A 17839-nucleotide genomic window follows, 5' to 3' on the forward strand; every position below is an offset into this window, starting at 1 on the left:
TCATTTAACGATGGTATGCCTCCCGTTGTGGCTGAGGAAAATCTTAAATTACTGTCCGGTATTAGTTGACCACTACATCATGTTCCTTCTCCTCGATCGCTGTTGATACTGCTTACCTTAAGGAAGTGCCTTCCTGGCGTACCATTTCCTGCGGTAATCTTCCTTGCCCAACTTAATGCAGATGTAATGCCAAAAAACAAAAATAAAAAAATACCTATTATTAATAAACAACTTAAAACAAATTCCGCGTACCAATCATGCTCACTGATCGTGTATAAGGGACCACCATAACTGACTAAAAATGACACATGAGCAGACTTGAACCATAGATGGCTTGTCCATATGGCACGCTTGGATAAAGGTTATACAGAAGACCAGAAGGGGGGCTAGGAGGTAGCAGCCAGCCGAGTGGCGGGGAAAGTACAGCGAAATAGCGAACCTTCGCCAGGATGCGATTCAACCTGAAGCTGGGCATCATGGCGCAGCAGGATATGCTTAACGATGGCAAGACCAAGCCCAGTACCGCCTGTCGCGGTACTCCGGCCTTTATCAACCCGATAAAAGCGCTCCGTTAGCCTGGGGAGGTGGACAGGATCGATGCCCTCTCCATCATCTTCTACTTCTATGCATGCGCTTCCATCTTCCATGGGCGCCCAGCGCAGTATAATTTGGCTACCCTCTGGGGTATATCGCACCGCATTGAAAGCCAGGTTAGAAATGGCACTACGTATTTCCTGCTCGCTCCCTATGAGCTGGGCGTCACTTTCAATAGCAACACGGACAACATGCTTACGGTGCGACAGCGCCAATGCATCCTGGCAGACGCTATTAAGCAATTGCTCAACCGACAGCGCCTGATGGTCTTGCCCGCCTTGATCAATTTCCAAGCGTGACAAAAGCAGCAGATCGTTAACCAGATTTTGCATGCGCTGCGTCTGGTCCTGCATTTGCTCGATCCCTCGGCCCAAGCGAGGCGGAAGCTGCTCAGCCAAGTCACCATAGGTTTCGAGGTAGCCAGAAAGAACGGTTAGCGGCGTACGCAGCTCATGGGAGACGTTGGCCACGAAGTCTCTGCGCATCTGCTCAAGGCGGTGCAAACGAGTGATATCCCGCGCCATCACCAGGCGCTCATCGTCGCCATACAAGGTAATTTGGTATTGCAGAATGCTGCGCTCATCAATGGGTGAGGTCAGCGTAAGCGGTTCGCTGTAATCGCGGGCGTTGAAGTAGCTGATAAAGCGTGGGTCACGCAACAAATTGGTAATGTGCTGGCCACGATCGTGCGCGGTTTGTAGGCCCAGCATATCCGTCGCTGCACTGTTCCACCACTCCAAATCACCGTGGCGGTCGAGCATTACCACGCTGTCGCGCATGGCCTCTGAGGATTCCTGGATACGCGCAAGCGTAGACCGCAATCGACCTTGTGTAATGCGCTGGCTTTTTTGGTAGCGGTAAAGACGGTCAAGCAAATCCCCCCACATGCCACCCGCAGCCGGGGGCTCGTTATGAGGATTAAGGGTTAACCATTGAAAGAGGACGCGCAGTTGGCGTAAATGGTAAAAAAGACAAACGGCCAACCCGGCTGCCAAGCCAAGGCCCGCTGAGCCTAGCAGCCACCCCAGGCAAACACCTATGGTCGCTAACCAGGCAATACGCCAAAGCTCACGGCTCCATAGGCGCACAGTTACACCCGGGCTGAGAAACGATAACCGGTACCCCGTACCGTCTGAATCAGGTTTTGATGCACATCGCCTAACGCCTTACGCAAGCGCCGAATATGTACATCCACTGTGCGTTCTTCAACATACACATTGCCGCCCCATACCTGGTCCAGCAGTTGGCTGCGCGTATAGGCTCGCTCCTGGTGGGTCATAAAGAACTGCAGCAGGCGATATTCAGTGGGTCCCATTTCCAGCGCCTTGCCATGCGCACTAACACGATGGCTGACGGGGTCGAGTAGAAGGCCGTTAATTTCAATGGGGTCTTCTACGCCACGCGGGGTGGTGCGTCGCAATACGGCTTTCAAGCGCGCGACCAACTCACGGGGCGAGAAGGGTTTGGTGATATAGTCGTCCGCGCCCGCCTCAAGGCCTTGAATCTTATTGTCTTCCTCACCCTTGGCGGTGAGCATAATAATCGGCATTTCGGCGGTGGCTTCTTCACGCTTAAGGCGTCGCGCCAACTCAATACCACTGGTACCTGGCATCATCCAATCCAGAAGCAGTAAGTCAGGCTGATGGTCAACGACTAACGCGTGGGCATCCTGGGCGTTATCCGCTTCAAGCACACGATAGTCAGCCATTTCCAGCGCCACTGCGATCATTTCGCGAATAGGTGCTTCATCATCGACAATCAAAACGGTCTTGGCGGTCATTCCAGGGCCTCACGGTGCTCAATGAAAGGTAATTCAATGACATCTCAGTGACAATAACACCATGACTTGATGACACTTATATGACAATAGCCAATAACAAGAACGAATGACAGGCGCTAATCACGCTTTGCTAGAGCGGCCCGGCCACTGGCCACCAACTTAGCGCAATTCCGGCAAAAACCAGCAGCCCTGACCAGTAATTATTCAAAAAAGCCTGAAAACACGGGTCGCGTTCACGATGCCGAATCAGGCGCTGTTGATGAATAAAGGTGGCCGCCATCCCGGCAAGGCCCAGCCAGAAAAAACCACCCAGCCCCACACGAACACCCACAAAGGCTAACAGCACCAACGTCGCCAGTTGCAGTAATCCAATCATCAAGCGGTCTGCACTGCCAAACAGCACCGCCGTTGATTTAACACCAATTTTCAGGTCATCGTCACGGTCGACCATGGCGTATTGGGTATCGTAGGCAACCGTCCACAGTACGTTCGCAAAAAACAGCAACCAGGCTTCCACAGGTACATAGCCCAGCACTGCCCCAAACGCCATGGGGATTGCCCACGAAAAAGCCGCCCCCAGCACCACCTGAGGAAGATGGGTGTAACGCTTCATAAAGGGGTAGATAAACGCCAGGATCACGCCACCAATCGACAGCAGCACCGTAAACCAGTTGGTCAGCAGCACTAACACAAACGCAACAGTGACCAGCCCAATAAACAGCAGTTGGGCTTCGGTTTCACTGATTCGCCCCGTCGCCAGTGGACGATGTTTCGTGCGCTTAACGTGGCCATCAACATGGCGGTCTGCGTAATCATTCACAACGCAGCCAGCAGCGCGCATAACATAAACACCTGCCACAAAAATAAGCAGCACGTTGCGGCCAGGCACCCCGTTTGTAGCCACCCAAAGCGCCCATAAGGTAGGCCACATCAATAGCCAAGTACCAATGGGGCGGTCCAGGCGCATTAAGTGTAAAAAATCAGCGACTCGCGCCCATCCGACTGGCCGCAACAAAGAACGATCCATGCCTACCTCACGTAAAGAAGAGATGCCGAGCAAGCCTACCGCGAAGCCAAACGAAGGTCATCTGCCATGGTGGATAAAAAGTACTCTTGTACGAGTAGCGATAACCCACCATGTTGAAACACTGAGCGCCGCCCCCAACAACTTTTCACGCCAGCATCCTGAGGGAAGGCAAAACGTGGCGCACCGCTCGTGGCTTCAAGCGGGCCGCGTACTAAATCTGGCTGGCGAAACAGCCAACTGCCCAGCGAGCGCTCACCCAGTTGCTCCAATCGCTGGCCTTTTAGCTGTGTTAAGGGAGCAACCGAACGTGCGACCACCCAAGGATTATCACCCACGCACAGGGCGACCTCCCTTAACCAGGCATAGCGACGAAGCTCAATCCCCAACGCCTGCGCTTCATCACGCAGAGGCACGCCGACGCCCTGGCGCAGCAGGCGAACACGGAATGGTTGCCCTGCGCCTGCCGCTTGCAAGCGAGCCGTTAGCGAATCCGTAGACGCAACCCACTTCCACCAGGCAGCGCTCATGGCGGGGCGTAACGCAGCCACGGGCTGCCAAACAGGAAAGGCATGCGTTTGCCGAAAAGAGGACGTCACCACCAGATACTCCTGGGCAAAAAACAGAGAAGCTAGTGTAACATGGTGGTCTTAAAAGCTTTTACGACACCGATTATTTGGGGATGGCATGCCTGCATCACATCCGGTTAGCAACCCGACTGGCCACGCTGAGTTAATCATCATTGGTACCGGCATGGCAGGCATTGGGCTTGCCCGTGCGCTACGTCGCCAAGGCGATAAGCGCTCGATTATTTTGGTGAGCGCAGACAGCGGCGAGGACTACAGCAAGCCGCTGTTATCTACCGGCTTTGCAAAACGCCTCTCGCCCCACCAGCTGGCCAGGCATTCAGCCGCAGTACTGGCCGATGAGCTGGATGCCCATGTGCTTACCCATACGTCAGTAGAGCACATGACACCAGACACGCACACCGTACAGCTTAGTGACGGGCAAACACTTGCCTACGATACGCTGGTGCTGGCGACCGGAGCTGAGCCCCGGATGCCTTTTGCCATTCCAGAAAGCGTTGCTCGCTACTGCTTTACCATTAACGATCTCGACGACTATCGCCTGTTCCATCACGCGCTGAACGATCGCCCCGCGCGCATTGCCGTTATCGGCGCAGGATTAGTCGGCTGTGAATTTGCCAACGACCTGCAGGCAGGTGGCCATCAAGTCACTCTGATTGCTCCAGAGGCCACGCCGTTACCCAGGCTATTACCAGAACCGCTGGGGGTTGCGCTGAGTGATGCCTTTCAGGAAGCCGGTATAAAGCTTGCGCTTCACCGCACGATTAAAGAGTTAGCCCCGAATAATAACAGCACGGTTCGGCTAACGCTTAGTAACGATGACACCGTCAACGCCGATATTATTTTACTGGCAACCGGCCTTACGCCAAGGACCGCGCTGGCAAAGGCCGCCGGGCTTGCCGTTTCACCACAAGGTATTCAGGTAGACCGATATCTGCGCACTTCGCACCCGCATATTTATGCCTTGGGCGATGTTGCTTGCATAGAAGGCCTCAATGCCATGTACGTCCAGCCATTACAAGCCAGTGCCAAAACACTCTCGGCAACGCTTGCAGGCTCACCAACGCAGGTCAGCTTTGGCGCTTGGCCCATCATTGTGAAAACGCCGCTATTGCCCGTAGTGGCCTATCCGCCTTCGGCGATACCCGAACACTGGCGAATTGAGGGCGAAGGGGGTGATATGACGGCGCTTGCCGAAGATAAAGACGGGAATTTAGTCGGTTTTGCGTTGACAGGCGGCTGCGTGAGACGGAAAGTGGAGCTTTCCCGAGCAGCTCCCACACTGCTGGGCTGATTTTTATCGCGTTCACGTCTAGGCTGGATAAGCTAGCTTGGCCTAGTGAGTGCTTTTAACAACACCACGATGCTTTACGCTTACTTTTAATGAGGGAATTTCCTATGCGCAAACCTGAACTCGCCGCTGCCATCGCTGAGGGTGCCGACCTATCCAAAGACAAAGCAGGCCAAGTCCTGAATGTTATTCTGGATGAAATCACCAACAGTGTTGCGAAAGGCGAAGATGTGGCATTGATTGGTTTTGGTACCTTTACCGTACGTGAGCGTGCAGCACGTGCCGGCAAAAACCCGCAAACGGGCGCCCCCTTACAAATTCCGGCCAGCAAAAATGTTGCCTTTAAGCCGGGTAAAGCGCTTAAGGATGCCGTTTCCTAATGAAACTCAAGCTGACGCTGTGGCTATTGAGCCTAATGCTCAAACGTGCCCTGCGCCGCAAGCCACGCTTTCGTGAACAGCTTGAAAGGATGCGTCACCTGGACTGGGGCATTGCAACGGAAGACTTGAGCATTGCTCGCTACTACCGGATGACCCCCAAAGGGGTCTCTTCTGGTAAAGGCCTGCCAGTCGATTTGGATCTTGAATTGCGCTTTCGCGATCAGGAAGCCGCATTACGTATCCTTAGAAAGCCAACGCAGCAAGCTTTCCTCGATGGAATGCTCAACGGCGAGGTACGCCTTGTCGGTGACTCCACCGATATGAACAAGCTGCAAAAACTGCTGAAGTATTTATAACGCTTCTTCCAGCGGTTCTACCCGCCACCCGTAGGTGGCGGGTTCCTACGCGTTTCACCTGCCTTTCTCCCACCATAATGTTGGCACAGCGCCAGGGGCAAACGTGATCGTAACGGCCGGACGTACCGACAAGCGTGACTGGCTGCACCGTTTGGGGCTCAAGACCGTACTGAATCACCGCCTTCCTGATTACGCCAGGCAACTCAATAACACGGCGCCTTCTGGTATTACGCGCAATTTTGAAAATATCGGGGGCAGCGCTCATTGGATTGCTCAATGGCGATAATATAGGCAAGCGTGTGGTCGAATGGTAGGAGCTTATCTGCTCTAAAACGCATAACGTGATAACCCCAAAACCATAGCAACGAACCAGCCCCATGGCTTATACTAAAGTCTAACAACGACTGACAATAAGAGCGTCTATGCCTATTTCACTGCCGCTTCGGCGTCTTTGGACACTTGATAAGTTTGCCTATAGCCTGCGCGTTTTTATCGCATTCAGCGCAGCCCTGCTATTTAGCCTTTATCTTGGCGACATCGCCTTGGTAATACCGCTGTTTCTGGGCATTATCGCCTGCGCGCTCTCCGAAACCGATGACAGCTGGCAAGGCCGCTTACAGGCGCTGCTGGTAACCCTGGTATGTTTTACCTCAGCCTCATTTATCGTGCAGTGGCTGTTTCCTTGGCCATGGCTGTTTGCGCTGGGGCTGGGAATATCCACGTTCACCCTCATCATGTTGGGCGCTATCGGCCAGCGATACGCCACGATTGCCTCAGGCACGCTGATTTTATCGATCTACTCAATGATCAATATTGAGCAGCACGGCGGTGTGGATGCCGATGTGGCCTCACGCCAGTTGCTGCTGTTGGCGGGTGCGGCTTGGTACGGGGTTATTTCCGTTGTCTGGTGTGTTCTTTTTTCTCGTCAACCCGTCAAGCAGAGCATGGCGCGCGTGTACAAGACGCTGGGCGAGTTTCTGATTCTTAAATCAGCGCTGTTTGAACCCGTACGCGGGGTCGATGTAGAAGCCCGTCGCGTGGCGCTGGCACGCCAGAACGGCAAAGTGGTGGATGCCCTCAACCAGGCAAAAGAGATGATTTTTCGTCGTCTGGAAGGCCAGCGTGGAAGTCAAAAGCTTAACCGTTACCTACAGATATACTTTATTGCTCAGGATATTCATGAACGGGCAAGCTCGACCCATTACCCTTACAGCGCCCTCACCGAAGCGTTTTTTCACCATGACGTACTGTTTCGCTGCCAGCGACTTTTGGATCAGCAGGGCCGCGCCTGCCGTCAGCTAGCCAAATCGTTACTGCTGAAGCGCGCTTTTGACCATAAGCAGAGTGAACAAGCCTTGGCCGACCTTAGGGCCTCTATCGATAATTTGAGCGAACGCGGCAAACCCGAATGGCGCAAACTGATGCACCCGCTTAATGCGCTGGCGGACAACCTCGCAACGCTCGAAGCACAGATCGCCAGTGCTCATAACCCGGATACCACCAACGACCGCGAAGATAGCGCGCTCTATGATCGCTCACCCTCCAGCCTGCTGGAAGCGTGGAAGCGAGTACAGCTCAACTTTACCCTTGGCTCGCCCACCTTTCGCCACGCGGTACGCCTCACCACCGCGCTCATGGCGGGCTACGGCCTGCTTCAGTGGCTGGACCCCGAACAAGGCTTCTGGATTTTGCTGACTACCCTGTTTGTATGTCGGCCTAACTTCGCCACGACGCGACGCTTTCTTTCCCAACGCATTTTGGGCACGGTACTTGGCCTTACGGCAGGCTGGGTGTCGATCAGCCTGTTTCCCCAGCCAAGCGTGCAGAGCGTGATTGCGGTGGCCGCTGGCGTCACCTTTTTTGCCAACCGGGAAAAACGCTATGTCGTGGCGACAGCGGCCATCACGTTGCTGGTGCTGTGCAGCTTTAACCAGGTAGGCGACGGTTTCGACCTTATCTGGCCGCGCTTGTTTGACACCTTAATTGGCTCGCTGATTGCAGGACTCGCGGTGTTTTTTATTCTGCCCGATTGGCAGGGCCGCCGGCTGTATCGGGAAGCAGCGAAGACGCTTACCAACCACCGCCGCTATCTGGATGAAATTATTCAACAATACGAAGAGGGCAAGCAGGACGACCTTGCGTACCGCTTGGCACGGCGCAATGCCCACAATGCCGATGCCGCGCTTTCTACCCTGCTCACCAATATGCTTCACGAGCCAGGCCACTACCGCAAACAGGATGCCGATAATGGCCTACGCTTTTTGGTGCTCTCCAATACGCTGCTTAGCCACCTCTCGGCCCTGGGCGCCCACCGGCACCGCTTGCTGGAAGGCGAGGATGATGCCGCCTTGATGCCATCCGCTAAACGGATCAGCGAACTTCTGGGCCAGCTTGCCGAGCAGTTGGACAAGCGTCAGCTGGTTGCCCCGCTCAATGAGCCCGTCAGCGAGCTACTCACACAGCTGGATGAGTCCGGCAAGACAAGCTCTGACGAACAAGCCGTGGTGATGTATCGCCCTATTCAAAGCCAACTACGCCTCATCACCGAACAGCTAGCGCCTTTGGGTGAGGCGGCGAATCGCTTGACCCGCACATCAGCCTTCATCGAGGAAGCTACCCGCCCTAACGCTAGCGTTTAAACGCACCGTTACTGACCGCTATACCTGCCCGTAGCGGCCTGCGGCCTCGCCCAACCACCGCCGTACCAGCACGGCGGTTATTTGCGGCTCGCTTTGCAGCTCGCACGCTAACGCGGTGACGCGCTCTAACAGGTCAGCATCGCGTTCCAGGTCGGCTATTTTCATCTGTGCCAGGCCCGTTTGTCGGGTGCCTAACACCTCGCCCGGGCCGCGGATTTCCAGATCTTTTTCAGCGATACGGAAACCATCAGTGGTCTCACGCATGACGCTTAGGCGCTGGTGAGAACTTTTGGAGAGCGGCGGGTGATAAAGCAGTACACAAAAGCTTTCCGTGCTCCCTCGGCCCACGCGACCACGCAATTGGTGAAGCTGAGAAAGCCCCAGGCGTTCCGGGTTTTCAATAATCATCAAGCTGGCATTCGGTACATCTACCCCCACTTCAATCACCGTGGTGGCGACCAACAGATCCAGTTCACCCTCTTTAAAAGCAGCCATCACGTCGGCCTTCTCGCTGGCCTTCATTCGCCCGTGGATCAAGCCAATGGCAAGCTCCGGTAACGCGTCGGTTAATTCCTGGCAGGTGACTTCCGCCGCCTGGCACTGCAGCACTTCGGACTCATCAATCAGCGTGCACACCCAATAGGCCTGGCGACCATCGCTGCAGGCACGGCGAATCCGCTCAACAACCTCCGGGCGGCGCTCGTCAGACACCACTACCGTTTTAACCGGCGTACGCCCCGGCGGTAGCTCGTCAATCACCGAGACATCCAGGTCCGCATAGGCGCTCATGGCCAGCGTGCGGGGAATAGGTGTCGCGGTCATGATCAGTTGGTGCGGCGTTAACCCACCCGCTTCGCCTTTTTCACGCAGAGCCAAGCGTTGGTGGACCCCAAAGCGGTGCTGCTCGTCGATGATGGCCAGCCCCAGGCACTGAAAATGAACGTCGTCCTGGAACAGCGCGTGGGTGCCGACCACCATACGTGCGCGACCATCGGCGATGGCTGCCTTGGCATCCAGGCGGGTTTTGCCCTTTAACTTGCCCGCAAGCCAGGCGACTTCAATACCCAGTGGCTCAAACCACGCCTTAAACGCCCGGTAGTGCTGCTCAGCAAGGATTTCGGTAGGTGCCATTATCGCCGCTTGGCAATTGCCTGCCAGGGCCGCTAGCGCTGCCATGGCGGCCACCACGGTTTTCCCCGACCCCACATCGCCTTGCACCAGGCGCAGCATGGGGGCAGGGCGGCTTAAATCCAGCGCAATCTCCTCAAGCACTCGCCTTTGGGCCCCCGTTAAGGCAAACGGCAACTGGGCTAAAAAGCGTGCCTGAAGGCTGCGCCCGGAAGACAGTTGAGGAGCGCCGTCGGCCTGAATACGCAGGCGCACTTCACGCAGACTTAGTTGATGCGCTAAAAGCTCTTCCACCGCCAGACGGCGCGTGGCGGCATGCTGGCCGCTGGAAAGCTTATCAATATCAACATCAGGCGGGGGTTGATGCAGCAAATGTAGGCAGGCGTGCAGCCCCGGCAGGTGAAAACGCTGACGCAGCACGTCAGGAATGACATCCGGCAGCGCTTCGGGCGCGCTATCCAGTACGCCAAGCGCCTGCTGCGTCAATGCGCGCAAGCGGGCTTGATTCAAGCCTTCGGTGGTGGGGTAGATGGGGGTGAAATACTCATCGACCGGCGTTTCGCCCGCTGCATTCAAGCGATATTCGGGATGGTAAATTTCAAGCCCGGTGGCCCCAGCCCGCGCTTCACCAAACGCACGTACCGAAACGCCCGGGCGCAACTGCTGCTGTTGGGCAGGCGAAAAGTGAAAAAAACGCAGGCTTAGAATACCGCTACCATCGCGCAGGCGTACCAATAGGCTTCTCCGCCGCCCTTTTACGACATCAGAGGCGGTCACTTCACCCTCTACCACCGCTTCCTGCCCGGCGCGTAGCAGGCCGATTGGCGTTAAGCGGGTGCGATCCTGATAGCGTAGCGGCAAGTGAAAAAGCAGATCGCTTACGTGTTCAATGCCCAACCGCGAAAGCTTGAGCGCCAACGCTTCACCGACGCCTTTAAGCGCAGTGACGGGGCCATTAAGATCGCTCATGAGCGCGCTTTACCCTTTTGGGCGGGCTGTTGGCACTGGCTGATGGCATCCACCAAGGCGTCGATCGCTTTAGGGCGCGGAAAGCTGGCTCGCCAGGCGATCGCTACCGTCCGTGAAGGGGCGGGATCCACAAAGGGCCGACTCTCAAGCATCGCGTTTTCATACTGATCGGTGCCCAACGCTGACTGCGGCAATACGGTAATGCCTAGCCGTGACGCCACCATATGCCGAATGGTTTCCAGCGAGCCTCCCTCGGCAATCAAGGTGTTATTCGGGTTGTTAAGCTTCTGGCTAATCGCCGGGCACGCCTCAAGAATCTGGTCTCTAAAGCAGTGGCCTTCACCCAACAGCAGCAAGCGCTCTTCCAGCAGCTCCTCTTTACGAATAGCCTCGCGCTCTACCCAGCGGTGATTTGCCGGTATCAAGACTTCAAACTGCTCTTCGTAAATAGGCTTGGTCACAATATCGGTGTCCGTGAACGGTAGTGCCACAATAATGACATCCAGCTCACCATTTTTTAACTTGGCACGTAACGTTCCGGTCATACCTTCTTCAATATACAGCGGCATTTGCGGCGCAATATCGGCAAGCGCAGGAATCAGGTGCGGAAACAAGTAGGGACCAATCGTGTAAATAGCCCCAATGCGTAGTGGATTGGATAGCTGATCCTTACCCGCGCTGGCCATTTCATAAATCAGCCGGCTTTGCTCCAGCACGCGCTGGGCCTGAGCAATGATCTTCTCGCCAAGGGGGGTTACTTGAATCGTGGATTTGGAGCGCTCAAACAGCGGTATATCAAGCTCCTCCTCCAGTTTTTTCACCGCCACAGAAAGCGTGGGCTGCGACACATGACAGCGTTCAGCCGCGCGACCAAAGTGGCGCTCTTGGGCAAGGGTTACGATGTAGCGAAGTTCTGTTAAAGTCATAACGGCGCCAGTGGGCATCCTCTCGTAGCAGCTCATGACGGATATCATGGCAGTCAGCGGGACGAAAAGGGACAGGAAATGCTGATGACGATGTCACATCTCGCAGCGAGTTTGTATCCAATAGGGAATATTTATCAAAAGGAGTGGACAAGGTGAAGCTAACGATACTGATTATCGGTTGTGGTGATCTCGGCATTACCTTAGGACGCCAGTTGATTGATGAGGGGCACCACGTCATTGGCGCACGTCGTAAAACAGCGGCTTTAGAAGACACCGGCATTGAACCTCTGGCGCTTGACCTTAATGATCTTGATGAGGCCAATGCATCTGCACTCCCCCAAGCGGACTACGTCATTTATAGCGTAAGCGCTGACCGCTTTGAAGAGAGCGCTTACCAAAGCGCCTATCCGGACGGTCTAAAGCGCGTACTGAGCGTGATGGAACAGCACAAAAAACCACCGCGTCGGGTCTTTTTTGTCTCCTCTACCAGCGTATATGGTCAGCAGGAAGGCGAGGAGGTGACCGAGGATAGCCCAACCGGCCCTACCAGCTTCTCTGGCATGCTGATGTATGAAGCGGAGCAACGGCTGCTTAACCATTCGCTACCCGGCACTGTGGTGCGTTTTTCAGGCATTTACGGGCCTGGCCGTGACCGCTTGATTCACCAGGTAGCAGAAGGCCGCATCGCTGCGGTTACGCCGGTTATCTACTCCAACCGCATTCACCGGGATGATTGTACCGGTATTCTGGCGCATTTAATTCGCAGCCAGGAAAGCGGTCAACCGCTGGCGGAACTTTACCTGGGTAGCGACTGCGAGCCGGTCACCATGCATAACGTGATGGCCTGGATAGGCAAGCAACTGAAGGTGGAATCAACCGATACCATGCAGTCGCCGCTGCGCCGCCGGGCCAGTAAGCGCTGTAATAACCAACGTATCCTTGGAACCGGCTATCAGTTTCGCTACCCAAGCTACCGTGAAGGCTACGCTCAGATACTCAAAGAGGGCGGCTTTTTAGAGACTCAGAAAGCCTGATTGAAAACTTCCGGGTAAAAAAGCGTTACTTCAGATAGCGAAGCAGTCGATAGCAGACGAGATAATCAATACGCAAACACCGACTGGGCGCTAAACGCTCAGCCGGTGTTTTTTATAGCGAAAACGTCATTAACGGTTTAGTCGCCGATGACCATTACGGCTTCGGCTTCTACCTGGCTGCCTTTAGGCAGCGCTTTAACACCCACCGCGGCGCGGGCAGGAAACGGTGTAGAGAAAAACTCTTCCATTACTTTGTTAACGATGGCGAAGTTATCCAGGTCGACCAGGTACAAATTCAGTTTCACCACATCGCCAAGCGAGCCTGCGGCTTCTTCGCAAACGGCTTTCAGGTTGGTAAATACCTGGCGCGCCTGTGCTTCGAAGTCCTCGGACACCAGCTCCATGGTCGCTGGGTCTAGCGGAATCTGACCAGAGAGATAGACCGTATTACCCGCTTTGATCGCCTGCGAGTAAGGGCCAATCGCGGCGGGGGCTTTGTCAGTATTAATAACGGCTTTATTGCTCATGCGGTGTTTCGCTCCTCAGTTATTCAGTACTCGTCGTTCTTCAGTACCAGTCATTATTAAGCGTTAATTATCCAACCAGCGTGTTTGTATAAAGTTTAAAAGGGGGTCTGTTTTTTTCAAAAATAGGTAATGACTGCAATAGCGGTACGTGGCCGGTGCCGGATGGCAATTCGGCCAGGCCGCTTTAATAGGTTTAGTTGGTCATACGGGTAATTTTTCCGACGTTCGGCAAATTACGAATGCGTTTGATAATACGTGCAAGGTGAACGCGGCCTTTGACCGACAGCGTGAGATTCACCGTAGAGAGGCGCGCATCACGCTCTTCAATGCCAATTCGCTCGATATTGGCATCAGCATCGGTCACCAGCCCTGCAAGCTCCGCGACGAGGCCTCGACGGCTTTCAATTTCAATCCGCAATGCGACCGGGAAGTCTTCATCAATCGCGTCAGACCACTCAAGCGTAAACAGCTTATCAGGATCGTTTTTATGCTCTATCAGGTTTCTGCACTCGGCGCGATGCACCACCAGTCCTTTACCCATAGAAAGATGGCCCAACACCGGGTCGCCAGGAAGCGGATGGCAACAGCGAGCAAAGTTAATCACCATGCCTTCGCTACCGCTTATCAGCACGGCTTTGCCACCATCAAAGGTACCTGAACGGGAATCGGGATGATCACCATGAGCGACGTCCATCAAGCGCCTGGCGACCACATGCGCCATACGGTTGCCCAGACCCAGCGACTCCAGAAGGCTATCCTGTGAGGCTATTTCCAGCTCTTTTAACGCTTGCTGAAGCACGCTGTCGTCAAGCTCTTCCAGGCTGGTTTCAAACGGCGCCAGCGCCTTGTTAAGGAGCCGCCGACCAAGCGTAATCGCTTCGGTTTGCTGCTGATGCTTCAGCGCGTGGCGAATAGCCGAGCGCGCCTTGGCCGTCGAGACAAAGCTAAGCCAGGCAAGGTTGGGGCGTGCGCCGGGCGCGGTGATAATTTCCAGCGTCTGGCCACTTTCCAGGCGTGTTGAAAGCGGCGCCAAATGGCGATCAATTCGGCAAGCAATACAGTTATTGCCGATATCGGTATGCACGCTATACGCAAAGTCGATCACCGTGGCGCCTTGGGGCAGCTCCATGATGTCGCCTTTTGGGGTAAACACGTAAATATCGTCGGGGAACAGATCATTTTTGACGTGTTCGATAAACTCCAATGAGTTCCCGGCGTGGCGCTGCATCTCCAATAGGCCTTTCACCCATGCCCGGGCGCGCGCATGGCTGCCTTCAGCAATCGGATGCGTGGTCTGCCCCGCTTTATAGAGCCAGTGAGCCGCAATACCGTTATTGGCCATGGCCTCCATTTCGCGGGTGCGGATCTGCACTTCAATCGGCATGCCGCGCGGCCCAAACAGCGTAGTGTGGAGACTTTGATAGCCGTTGGCCTTGGGGATGGCGATATAGTCTTTAAAGCGCCCAGGCACCGGCTTATACAGATTATGCACCACGCCCAGAATACGATAGCAGTTGGCGACATCCTCGGTAATGATCCGAAACCCGAATACGTCCATGATTTCAGCAAACGGTTTACGCTGGTCGCGCATCTTTTTATAGATCGAGAGCAGGTGCTTTTGCCGCCCCATGACCGTGCCCTGCAACACCTCTTCATCCAGGCTTTGCTGCAGTGACGACTGGATTTCACGCATGGCGCTACGCCGATTCCCCCGGGCGCTGGCGACCGCTCGCTTGATACGCTCTGAACGCATGGGGTGAATGGCTTGAAACGAAAGATCTTCAAGCTCAATACGGATCGTATTGATGCCTAGCCGCCCGGCAATACGGGCATAAATTTCCAGCGTTTCTCGGGCAATACGGCGTTTTTTATCCGGCCTGAGCGCACCAAGCGTACGCATGTTATGCAGGCGGTCAGCTAGCTTGACGATAATGACGCGAATATCCCGCGACATCGCCAATACCATCTTCTGGAAGTTTTCCGCCTGAGCAACGGCTTTATCTTCAAAGGTGATCTGGGTCAGCTTGGAAACGCCATCGACAAGCTCCGCCACCGGATCGCCGAACTGGGCAGCCAACGCCTTTTTGGAAACACCGGTATCTTCAATGACATCATGCAGCATGGCGGCCATCAGGCTTTGATGGTCCATGTGCATATTGGCCAGAATATTGGCCACAGCAAGCGGATGGGTAACGTAGGGCTCACCCGAGCGCCGACGCTGGCCATCATGGGCCTGCTCGGCGTAATAAAAGGCGCGCTTGACCTGCTGGATCTCATCTGAGGGTAAATAGCCGCCGAGTCGATCGGCCAGGTCATCAATGGTGAACATTTACCGCGCCCCTGCTCGTCTCAGCCTTAGTCGTCGATTTGGGCGCTGGGCGCCATGGCGGGACGCACGCGAACAGGCGCTTCAACAGGTTCATCGAGTACGGTGTGATCCACGAGGCCTGCCGCAATTTCACGCAATGCCATCACGGTAGGCTTATCGTTTTCCCAAGCCAGCTGGGCATCACGCGAGCCACGTGCCAATTGGCGGGCGCGCTGGGTGGAAATCATCACCAGCTTGAAGCGGTTTTCGACATTTTCCAGACAATCTTCAACGGTTACGCGAGCCATGGGGCCTTCCTGTAATGACGACGCTGGGCCGATGTTGTTGGATAACGCCACCGGCCCAGCGAAAAAGAATAGTGATAGAACCTGATAGATTACTCGACGCTGGGCGCCTGTGACAAGAGCGCATCCAGTAGTGGCGCATGGCGCTCGCTCACCTTGGTAAGCGTTAAGCGGCGACTGATCACCAGCGACTGCAGTTCCCGAAACGCCGTGGTGAAGTCATCGTTAATGACCAGGTAGTCGTACTCATTAAAGTGTGACATCTCGCTAACCGCATCACGCATGCGCCGTGCAATCACTGCATGTTCATCCGTACCGCGATTCGCCAAGCGGTGTTCCAATTCGCCAAGCGATGGCGGCAGAATAAAGATGGATACCGCCTCAGGCATTTGTTTGCGTACCTGCTGCGCGCCCTGCCAGTCAATTTCCAGAATAACATCCTGGCCCGCTTTCAACAGCGTTTGGACCGCCTCGCGCGACGTACCATAGTAATTATCGAAGACTTTGGCATACTCAAAAAAGTCGCCACGCTTAATCATCGCTTCAAAGTCAGCCACCGTGGTGAAATGGTAATTAACGCTATCCACCTCACCGTCACGCTTAACGCGGGTAGTATGCGATACCGAGACCTGAATGCCATCAAGGCTTTCAATCAACTCGCGAACCAGACTGGTTTTGCCTGCACCCGACGGGGCGGAAACAATAAAAAGCGTACCTTGGGACATACAGCGCTTCCCTTGTTAGCGAAAAAACGGTTAGTAAAAATAGTTAGTGGAAACAGCTAGTGAAAACAGTTAGTGGAAACAGCTAGCAAAAAGATCGTTAGCGGAGCAAGCAAAGCAACACGCTTATTTAAGGTGCGCAGTATCGCACACCCTCTGCGCGGACTGTAGAGTTTGCGTAAGTACCCAAGGAGGTTGGATGCGCAGCACGCTGGTTATATTGGCTCTTATTGCACTTGGCGTGGCCGTGCAAAAAGGCATTATTGACATTCCTCGCCACTGGGCACCGTGGGCTCCTCTTCATATCGATGATCCAATAACGCCCGTTACTCAGCTAAAAATCAAACGCTTAAGCAACAATAGAGACGCCTGTTTAGCCGCGCTGAATACCGTGCCAGACAGCGAGCTGAGCTATACCCCCCTTGCCGATTACTCCCCCACCGCAAACTGTCCACTGACCAATATTGTACGTATGCAGGCCAGCAGCGTGCGCTTTAACCAAAGCTTTGTGGCTTCCTGCCCGCTAGCGCTTGCCTGGGTGATGTACGAGCGTCACGAACTGCAGCCGGCGGCGCAAGCAATCATGGGAAGCCGCGTGGCTCAGGTCAATCACGTGGGCAGCTTTGCCTGCCGCAATATTTACCATCGTGAGAACGACCGGCGCAGTGAGCATGCCACGGCGGAAGCACTGGATGTTATCGGGTTTCAGTTTGAGAACGGCCAACGTATAACGCTGATCAACCACTGGGATGATGAAGGGGAAACAGGAGAGTTCTTGCGAGCAGCGCGGGATGGCGCTTGCCGTACATTTGGCAACGTATTGGGGCCTGATTACAATGCCGCGCATGCCGATCACTTTCACATGGGCATGCGCGGTTTCCGATTATGCCGTTAAAACCCCGTGCTTTAAGAACATCATCCTTTAAGAGAAACAGGCCCTTAAGAAAAATAAGCGATGACGAACGAGCAGTGGGCTTTCACGCTTAATCGCGGTCTAGATTGATATCGTCTTCATCGGTCAGGGCGCCCGTTGCGGCACCAACGCCTGCGCCTAGCGCGGCACCGCCCGTGACACTGCCACCCGTGGCAGCGGCAGCGCCCGCACCCACAGCGGCACCTACCCCAGCGCCACTCGCGGAGCGTTCACCCGTTGTCGTACCGCAGCCAGCTAAACCAATTGTTAGTGCGGCAATAGCGCTCAACGTTAAAACACGCGATGTCTTGATCAATTGAGTATGCATAGTCACCTCCTTATGGGTTGCACCCTTA

General features: G+C 54.8%; 18 protein-coding genes. 7 read left to right on the plus strand and 11 right to left on the minus strand.

The window, feature by feature from the left end; genetic code table 11:
• Positions 1–386: 386 nt before the first annotated feature.
• The 4 genes from phoR to INT20_RS16065 form a co-directional block, all read right to left on the minus strand.
• Positions 387–1682 (minus strand): phosphate regulon sensor histidine kinase PhoR, encoded by a 1296-nt coding sequence (gene phoR / locus INT20_RS16050; protein ID WP_193057287.1) that lies wholly within the window; start codon positions 1680–1682, stop codon positions 387–389.
• 2 nt (positions 1683–1684) lie between these two features.
• Positions 1685–2374 (minus strand): phosphate regulon transcriptional regulator PhoB, encoded by a 690-nt coding sequence (phoB, locus tag INT20_RS16055; RefSeq protein ID WP_087110299.1) that lies wholly within the window; start codon positions 2372–2374, stop codon positions 1685–1687.
• Between the two features lie 130 nt (positions 2375–2504).
• Positions 2505–3401: a 4-hydroxybenzoate octaprenyltransferase gene (ubiA, locus tag INT20_RS16060; protein WP_193057288.1), complete on the minus strand. Its 897-nt coding sequence runs from the start codon at positions 3399–3401 to the stop codon at positions 2505–2507.
• Positions 3402–3436: 35 nt separating this feature from the next.
• Positions 3437–4000 (minus strand): chorismate--pyruvate lyase family protein, encoded by a 564-nt coding sequence (locus INT20_RS16065; protein ID WP_193057289.1) that lies wholly within the window; start codon positions 3998–4000, stop codon positions 3437–3439.
• An 85-nt stretch (positions 4001–4085) separates the two neighbouring features.
• Between INT20_RS16065 and INT20_RS16070 the strand changes: the two genes are divergently transcribed.
• The 5 genes from INT20_RS16070 to yccS all read left to right on the plus strand — a co-directional run bounded on the left by INT20_RS16070 (position 4086) and on the right by yccS (position 8651).
• Entirely contained in the window at positions 4086–5279 is a 1194-nt protein-coding gene (locus tag INT20_RS16070; RefSeq protein WP_193057290.1) for an NAD(P)/FAD-dependent oxidoreductase, read from the plus strand.
• A 104-nt stretch (positions 5280–5383) separates the two neighbouring features.
• Positions 5384–5656: an HU family DNA-binding protein gene (locus INT20_RS16075; protein ID WP_193057291.1), complete on the plus strand. Its 273-nt coding sequence runs from the start codon at positions 5384–5386 to the stop codon at positions 5654–5656.
• On the plus strand, positions 5656–6012 hold the full coding sequence (locus INT20_RS16080) for a hypothetical protein (RefSeq protein WP_193057292.1): 357 nt from the start codon (positions 5656–5658) through the stop codon (positions 6010–6012). Before INT20_RS16075 ends, INT20_RS16080 begins: the two co-directional genes overlap by 1 nt.
• Before the next feature lie 103 nt (positions 6013–6115).
• Entirely contained in the window at positions 6116–6298 is a 183-nt protein-coding gene (locus INT20_RS16085) for a hypothetical protein (RefSeq protein ID WP_193057293.1), read from the plus strand.
• 136 nt (positions 6299–6434) lie between these two features.
• Positions 6435–8651 carry a YccS family putative transporter gene (yccS, locus tag INT20_RS16090; protein ID WP_193057294.1) on the plus strand — a complete coding sequence of 739 codons (2217 nt, stop codon included), beginning with the start codon at positions 6435–6437 and terminating at the stop codon, positions 8649–8651.
• Positions 8652–8669: 18 nt separating this feature from the next.
• Here yccS and recG read toward each other — a convergent pair whose 3' ends face one another.
• On the minus strand, positions 8670–10748 hold the full coding sequence (gene recG, locus INT20_RS16095; RefSeq protein ID WP_193057295.1) for an ATP-dependent DNA helicase RecG: 2079 nt from the start codon (positions 10746–10748) through the stop codon (positions 8670–8672).
• Complete coding sequence (locus INT20_RS16100; RefSeq protein ID WP_172116789.1) at positions 10745–11674, minus strand: hydrogen peroxide-inducible genes activator; 930 nt, start codon at positions 11672–11674, stop codon at positions 10745–10747. The genes recG and INT20_RS16100 overlap by 4 nt, the downstream gene beginning before the upstream one ends.
• A 152-nt stretch (positions 11675–11826) precedes the next feature.
• Here INT20_RS16100 and INT20_RS16105 point away from each other — a divergent pair, with 152 nt between their 5' ends.
• Positions 11827–12708, plus strand: a complete 882-nt coding sequence (locus INT20_RS16105) for an SDR family oxidoreductase (protein WP_193057296.1) — start codon at positions 11827–11829, stop codon at positions 12706–12708.
• 137 nt (positions 12709–12845) lie between these two features.
• On the opposite strand, the gene INT20_RS16110 is transcribed toward INT20_RS16105, so the two are convergent.
• The 4 genes from INT20_RS16110 to gmk all read right to left on the minus strand — a co-directional run bounded on the left by INT20_RS16110 (position 12846) and on the right by gmk (position 16573).
• The gene (locus INT20_RS16110) at positions 12846–13235 is read right to left on the minus strand and encodes a RidA family protein (RefSeq protein ID WP_087110278.1); all 390 of its coding nucleotides are present in this window, start codon (positions 13233–13235) and stop codon (positions 12846–12848) included.
• A 193-nt stretch (positions 13236–13428) separates the two neighbouring features.
• Positions 13429–15564 (minus strand): RelA/SpoT family protein, encoded by a 2136-nt coding sequence (locus INT20_RS16115; protein ID WP_172116787.1) that lies wholly within the window; start codon positions 15562–15564, stop codon positions 13429–13431.
• A gap of 26 nt (positions 15565–15590) precedes the next feature.
• Entirely contained in the window at positions 15591–15851 is a 261-nt protein-coding gene (gene rpoZ, locus INT20_RS16120) for a DNA-directed RNA polymerase subunit omega (RefSeq protein ID WP_087110274.1), read from the minus strand.
• Positions 15852–15940: 89 nt separating this feature from the next.
• Positions 15941–16573, minus strand: coding sequence for a guanylate kinase (gene gmk / locus INT20_RS16125; RefSeq protein ID WP_172116786.1), 633 nt, complete (start codon positions 16571–16573; stop codon positions 15941–15943).
• Between the two features lie 196 nt (positions 16574–16769).
• Here gmk and INT20_RS16130 point away from each other — a divergent pair, with 196 nt between their 5' ends.
• Entirely contained in the window at positions 16770–17465 is a 696-nt protein-coding gene (locus tag INT20_RS16130) for an extensin-like domain-containing protein (RefSeq protein WP_193057297.1), read from the plus strand.
• 88 nt (positions 17466–17553) lie between these two features.
• Here the strand turns inward: INT20_RS16130 and INT20_RS16135 are convergent, their stop codons facing one another.
• Complete coding sequence (locus INT20_RS16135) at positions 17554–17811, minus strand: hypothetical protein (RefSeq protein WP_193057298.1); 258 nt, start codon at positions 17809–17811, stop codon at positions 17554–17556.
• Positions 17812–17839: the final 28 nt, after the last annotated feature.

It is taken from the genome of Halomonas citrativorans, from assembly GCF_014898005.1.
Lineage (GTDB): Bacteria > Pseudomonadota > Gammaproteobacteria > Pseudomonadales > Halomonadaceae > Vreelandella > Vreelandella citrativorans.

Coding starts and splice junctions, on each gene's coding strand:
- INT20_RS16080 (WP_193057292.1), top strand. CDS start 5,656: ATGAAACTCAAGCTGACGCTGTGGCTATTGAGCCTAATGCTCAAACGT.
- INT20_RS16130 (WP_193057297.1), top strand. CDS start 16,770: ATGCGCAGCACGCTGGTTATATTGGCTCTTATTGCACTTGGCGTGGCC.
- INT20_RS16100 (WP_172116789.1), bottom strand. CDS start 11,674: ATGACTTTAACAGAACTTCGCTACATCGTAACCCTTGCCCAAGAGCGC.
- gmk (WP_172116786.1), bottom strand. CDS start 16,573: ATGTCCCAAGGTACGCTTTTTATTGTTTCCGCCCCGTCGGGTGCAGGC.
- recG (WP_193057295.1), bottom strand. CDS start 10,748: ATGAGCGATCTTAATGGCCCCGTCACTGCGCTTAAAGGCGTCGGTGAA.
- INT20_RS16075 (WP_193057291.1), top strand. CDS start 5,384: ATGCGCAAACCTGAACTCGCCGCTGCCATCGCTGAGGGTGCCGACCTA.
- INT20_RS16135 (WP_193057298.1), bottom strand. CDS start 17,811: ATGCATACTCAATTGATCAAGACATCGCGTGTTTTAACGTTGAGCGCT.
- ubiA (WP_193057288.1), bottom strand. CDS start 3,401: ATGGATCGTTCTTTGTTGCGGCCAGTCGGATGGGCGCGAGTCGCTGAT.
- rpoZ (WP_087110274.1), bottom strand. CDS start 15,851: ATGGCTCGCGTAACCGTTGAAGATTGTCTGGAAAATGTCGAAAACCGC.
- INT20_RS16070 (WP_193057290.1), top strand. CDS start 4,086: ATGCCTGCATCACATCCGGTTAGCAACCCGACTGGCCACGCTGAGTTA.
- yccS (WP_193057294.1), top strand. CDS start 6,435: ATGCCTATTTCACTGCCGCTTCGGCGTCTTTGGACACTTGATAAGTTT.
- INT20_RS16110 (WP_087110278.1), bottom strand. CDS start 13,235: ATGAGCAATAAAGCCGTTATTAATACTGACAAAGCCCCCGCCGCGATT.
- INT20_RS16115 (WP_172116787.1), bottom strand. CDS start 15,564: ATGTTCACCATTGATGACCTGGCCGATCGACTCGGCGGCTATTTACCC.
- phoB (WP_087110299.1), bottom strand. CDS start 2,374: ATGACCGCCAAGACCGTTTTGATTGTCGATGATGAAGCACCTATTCGC.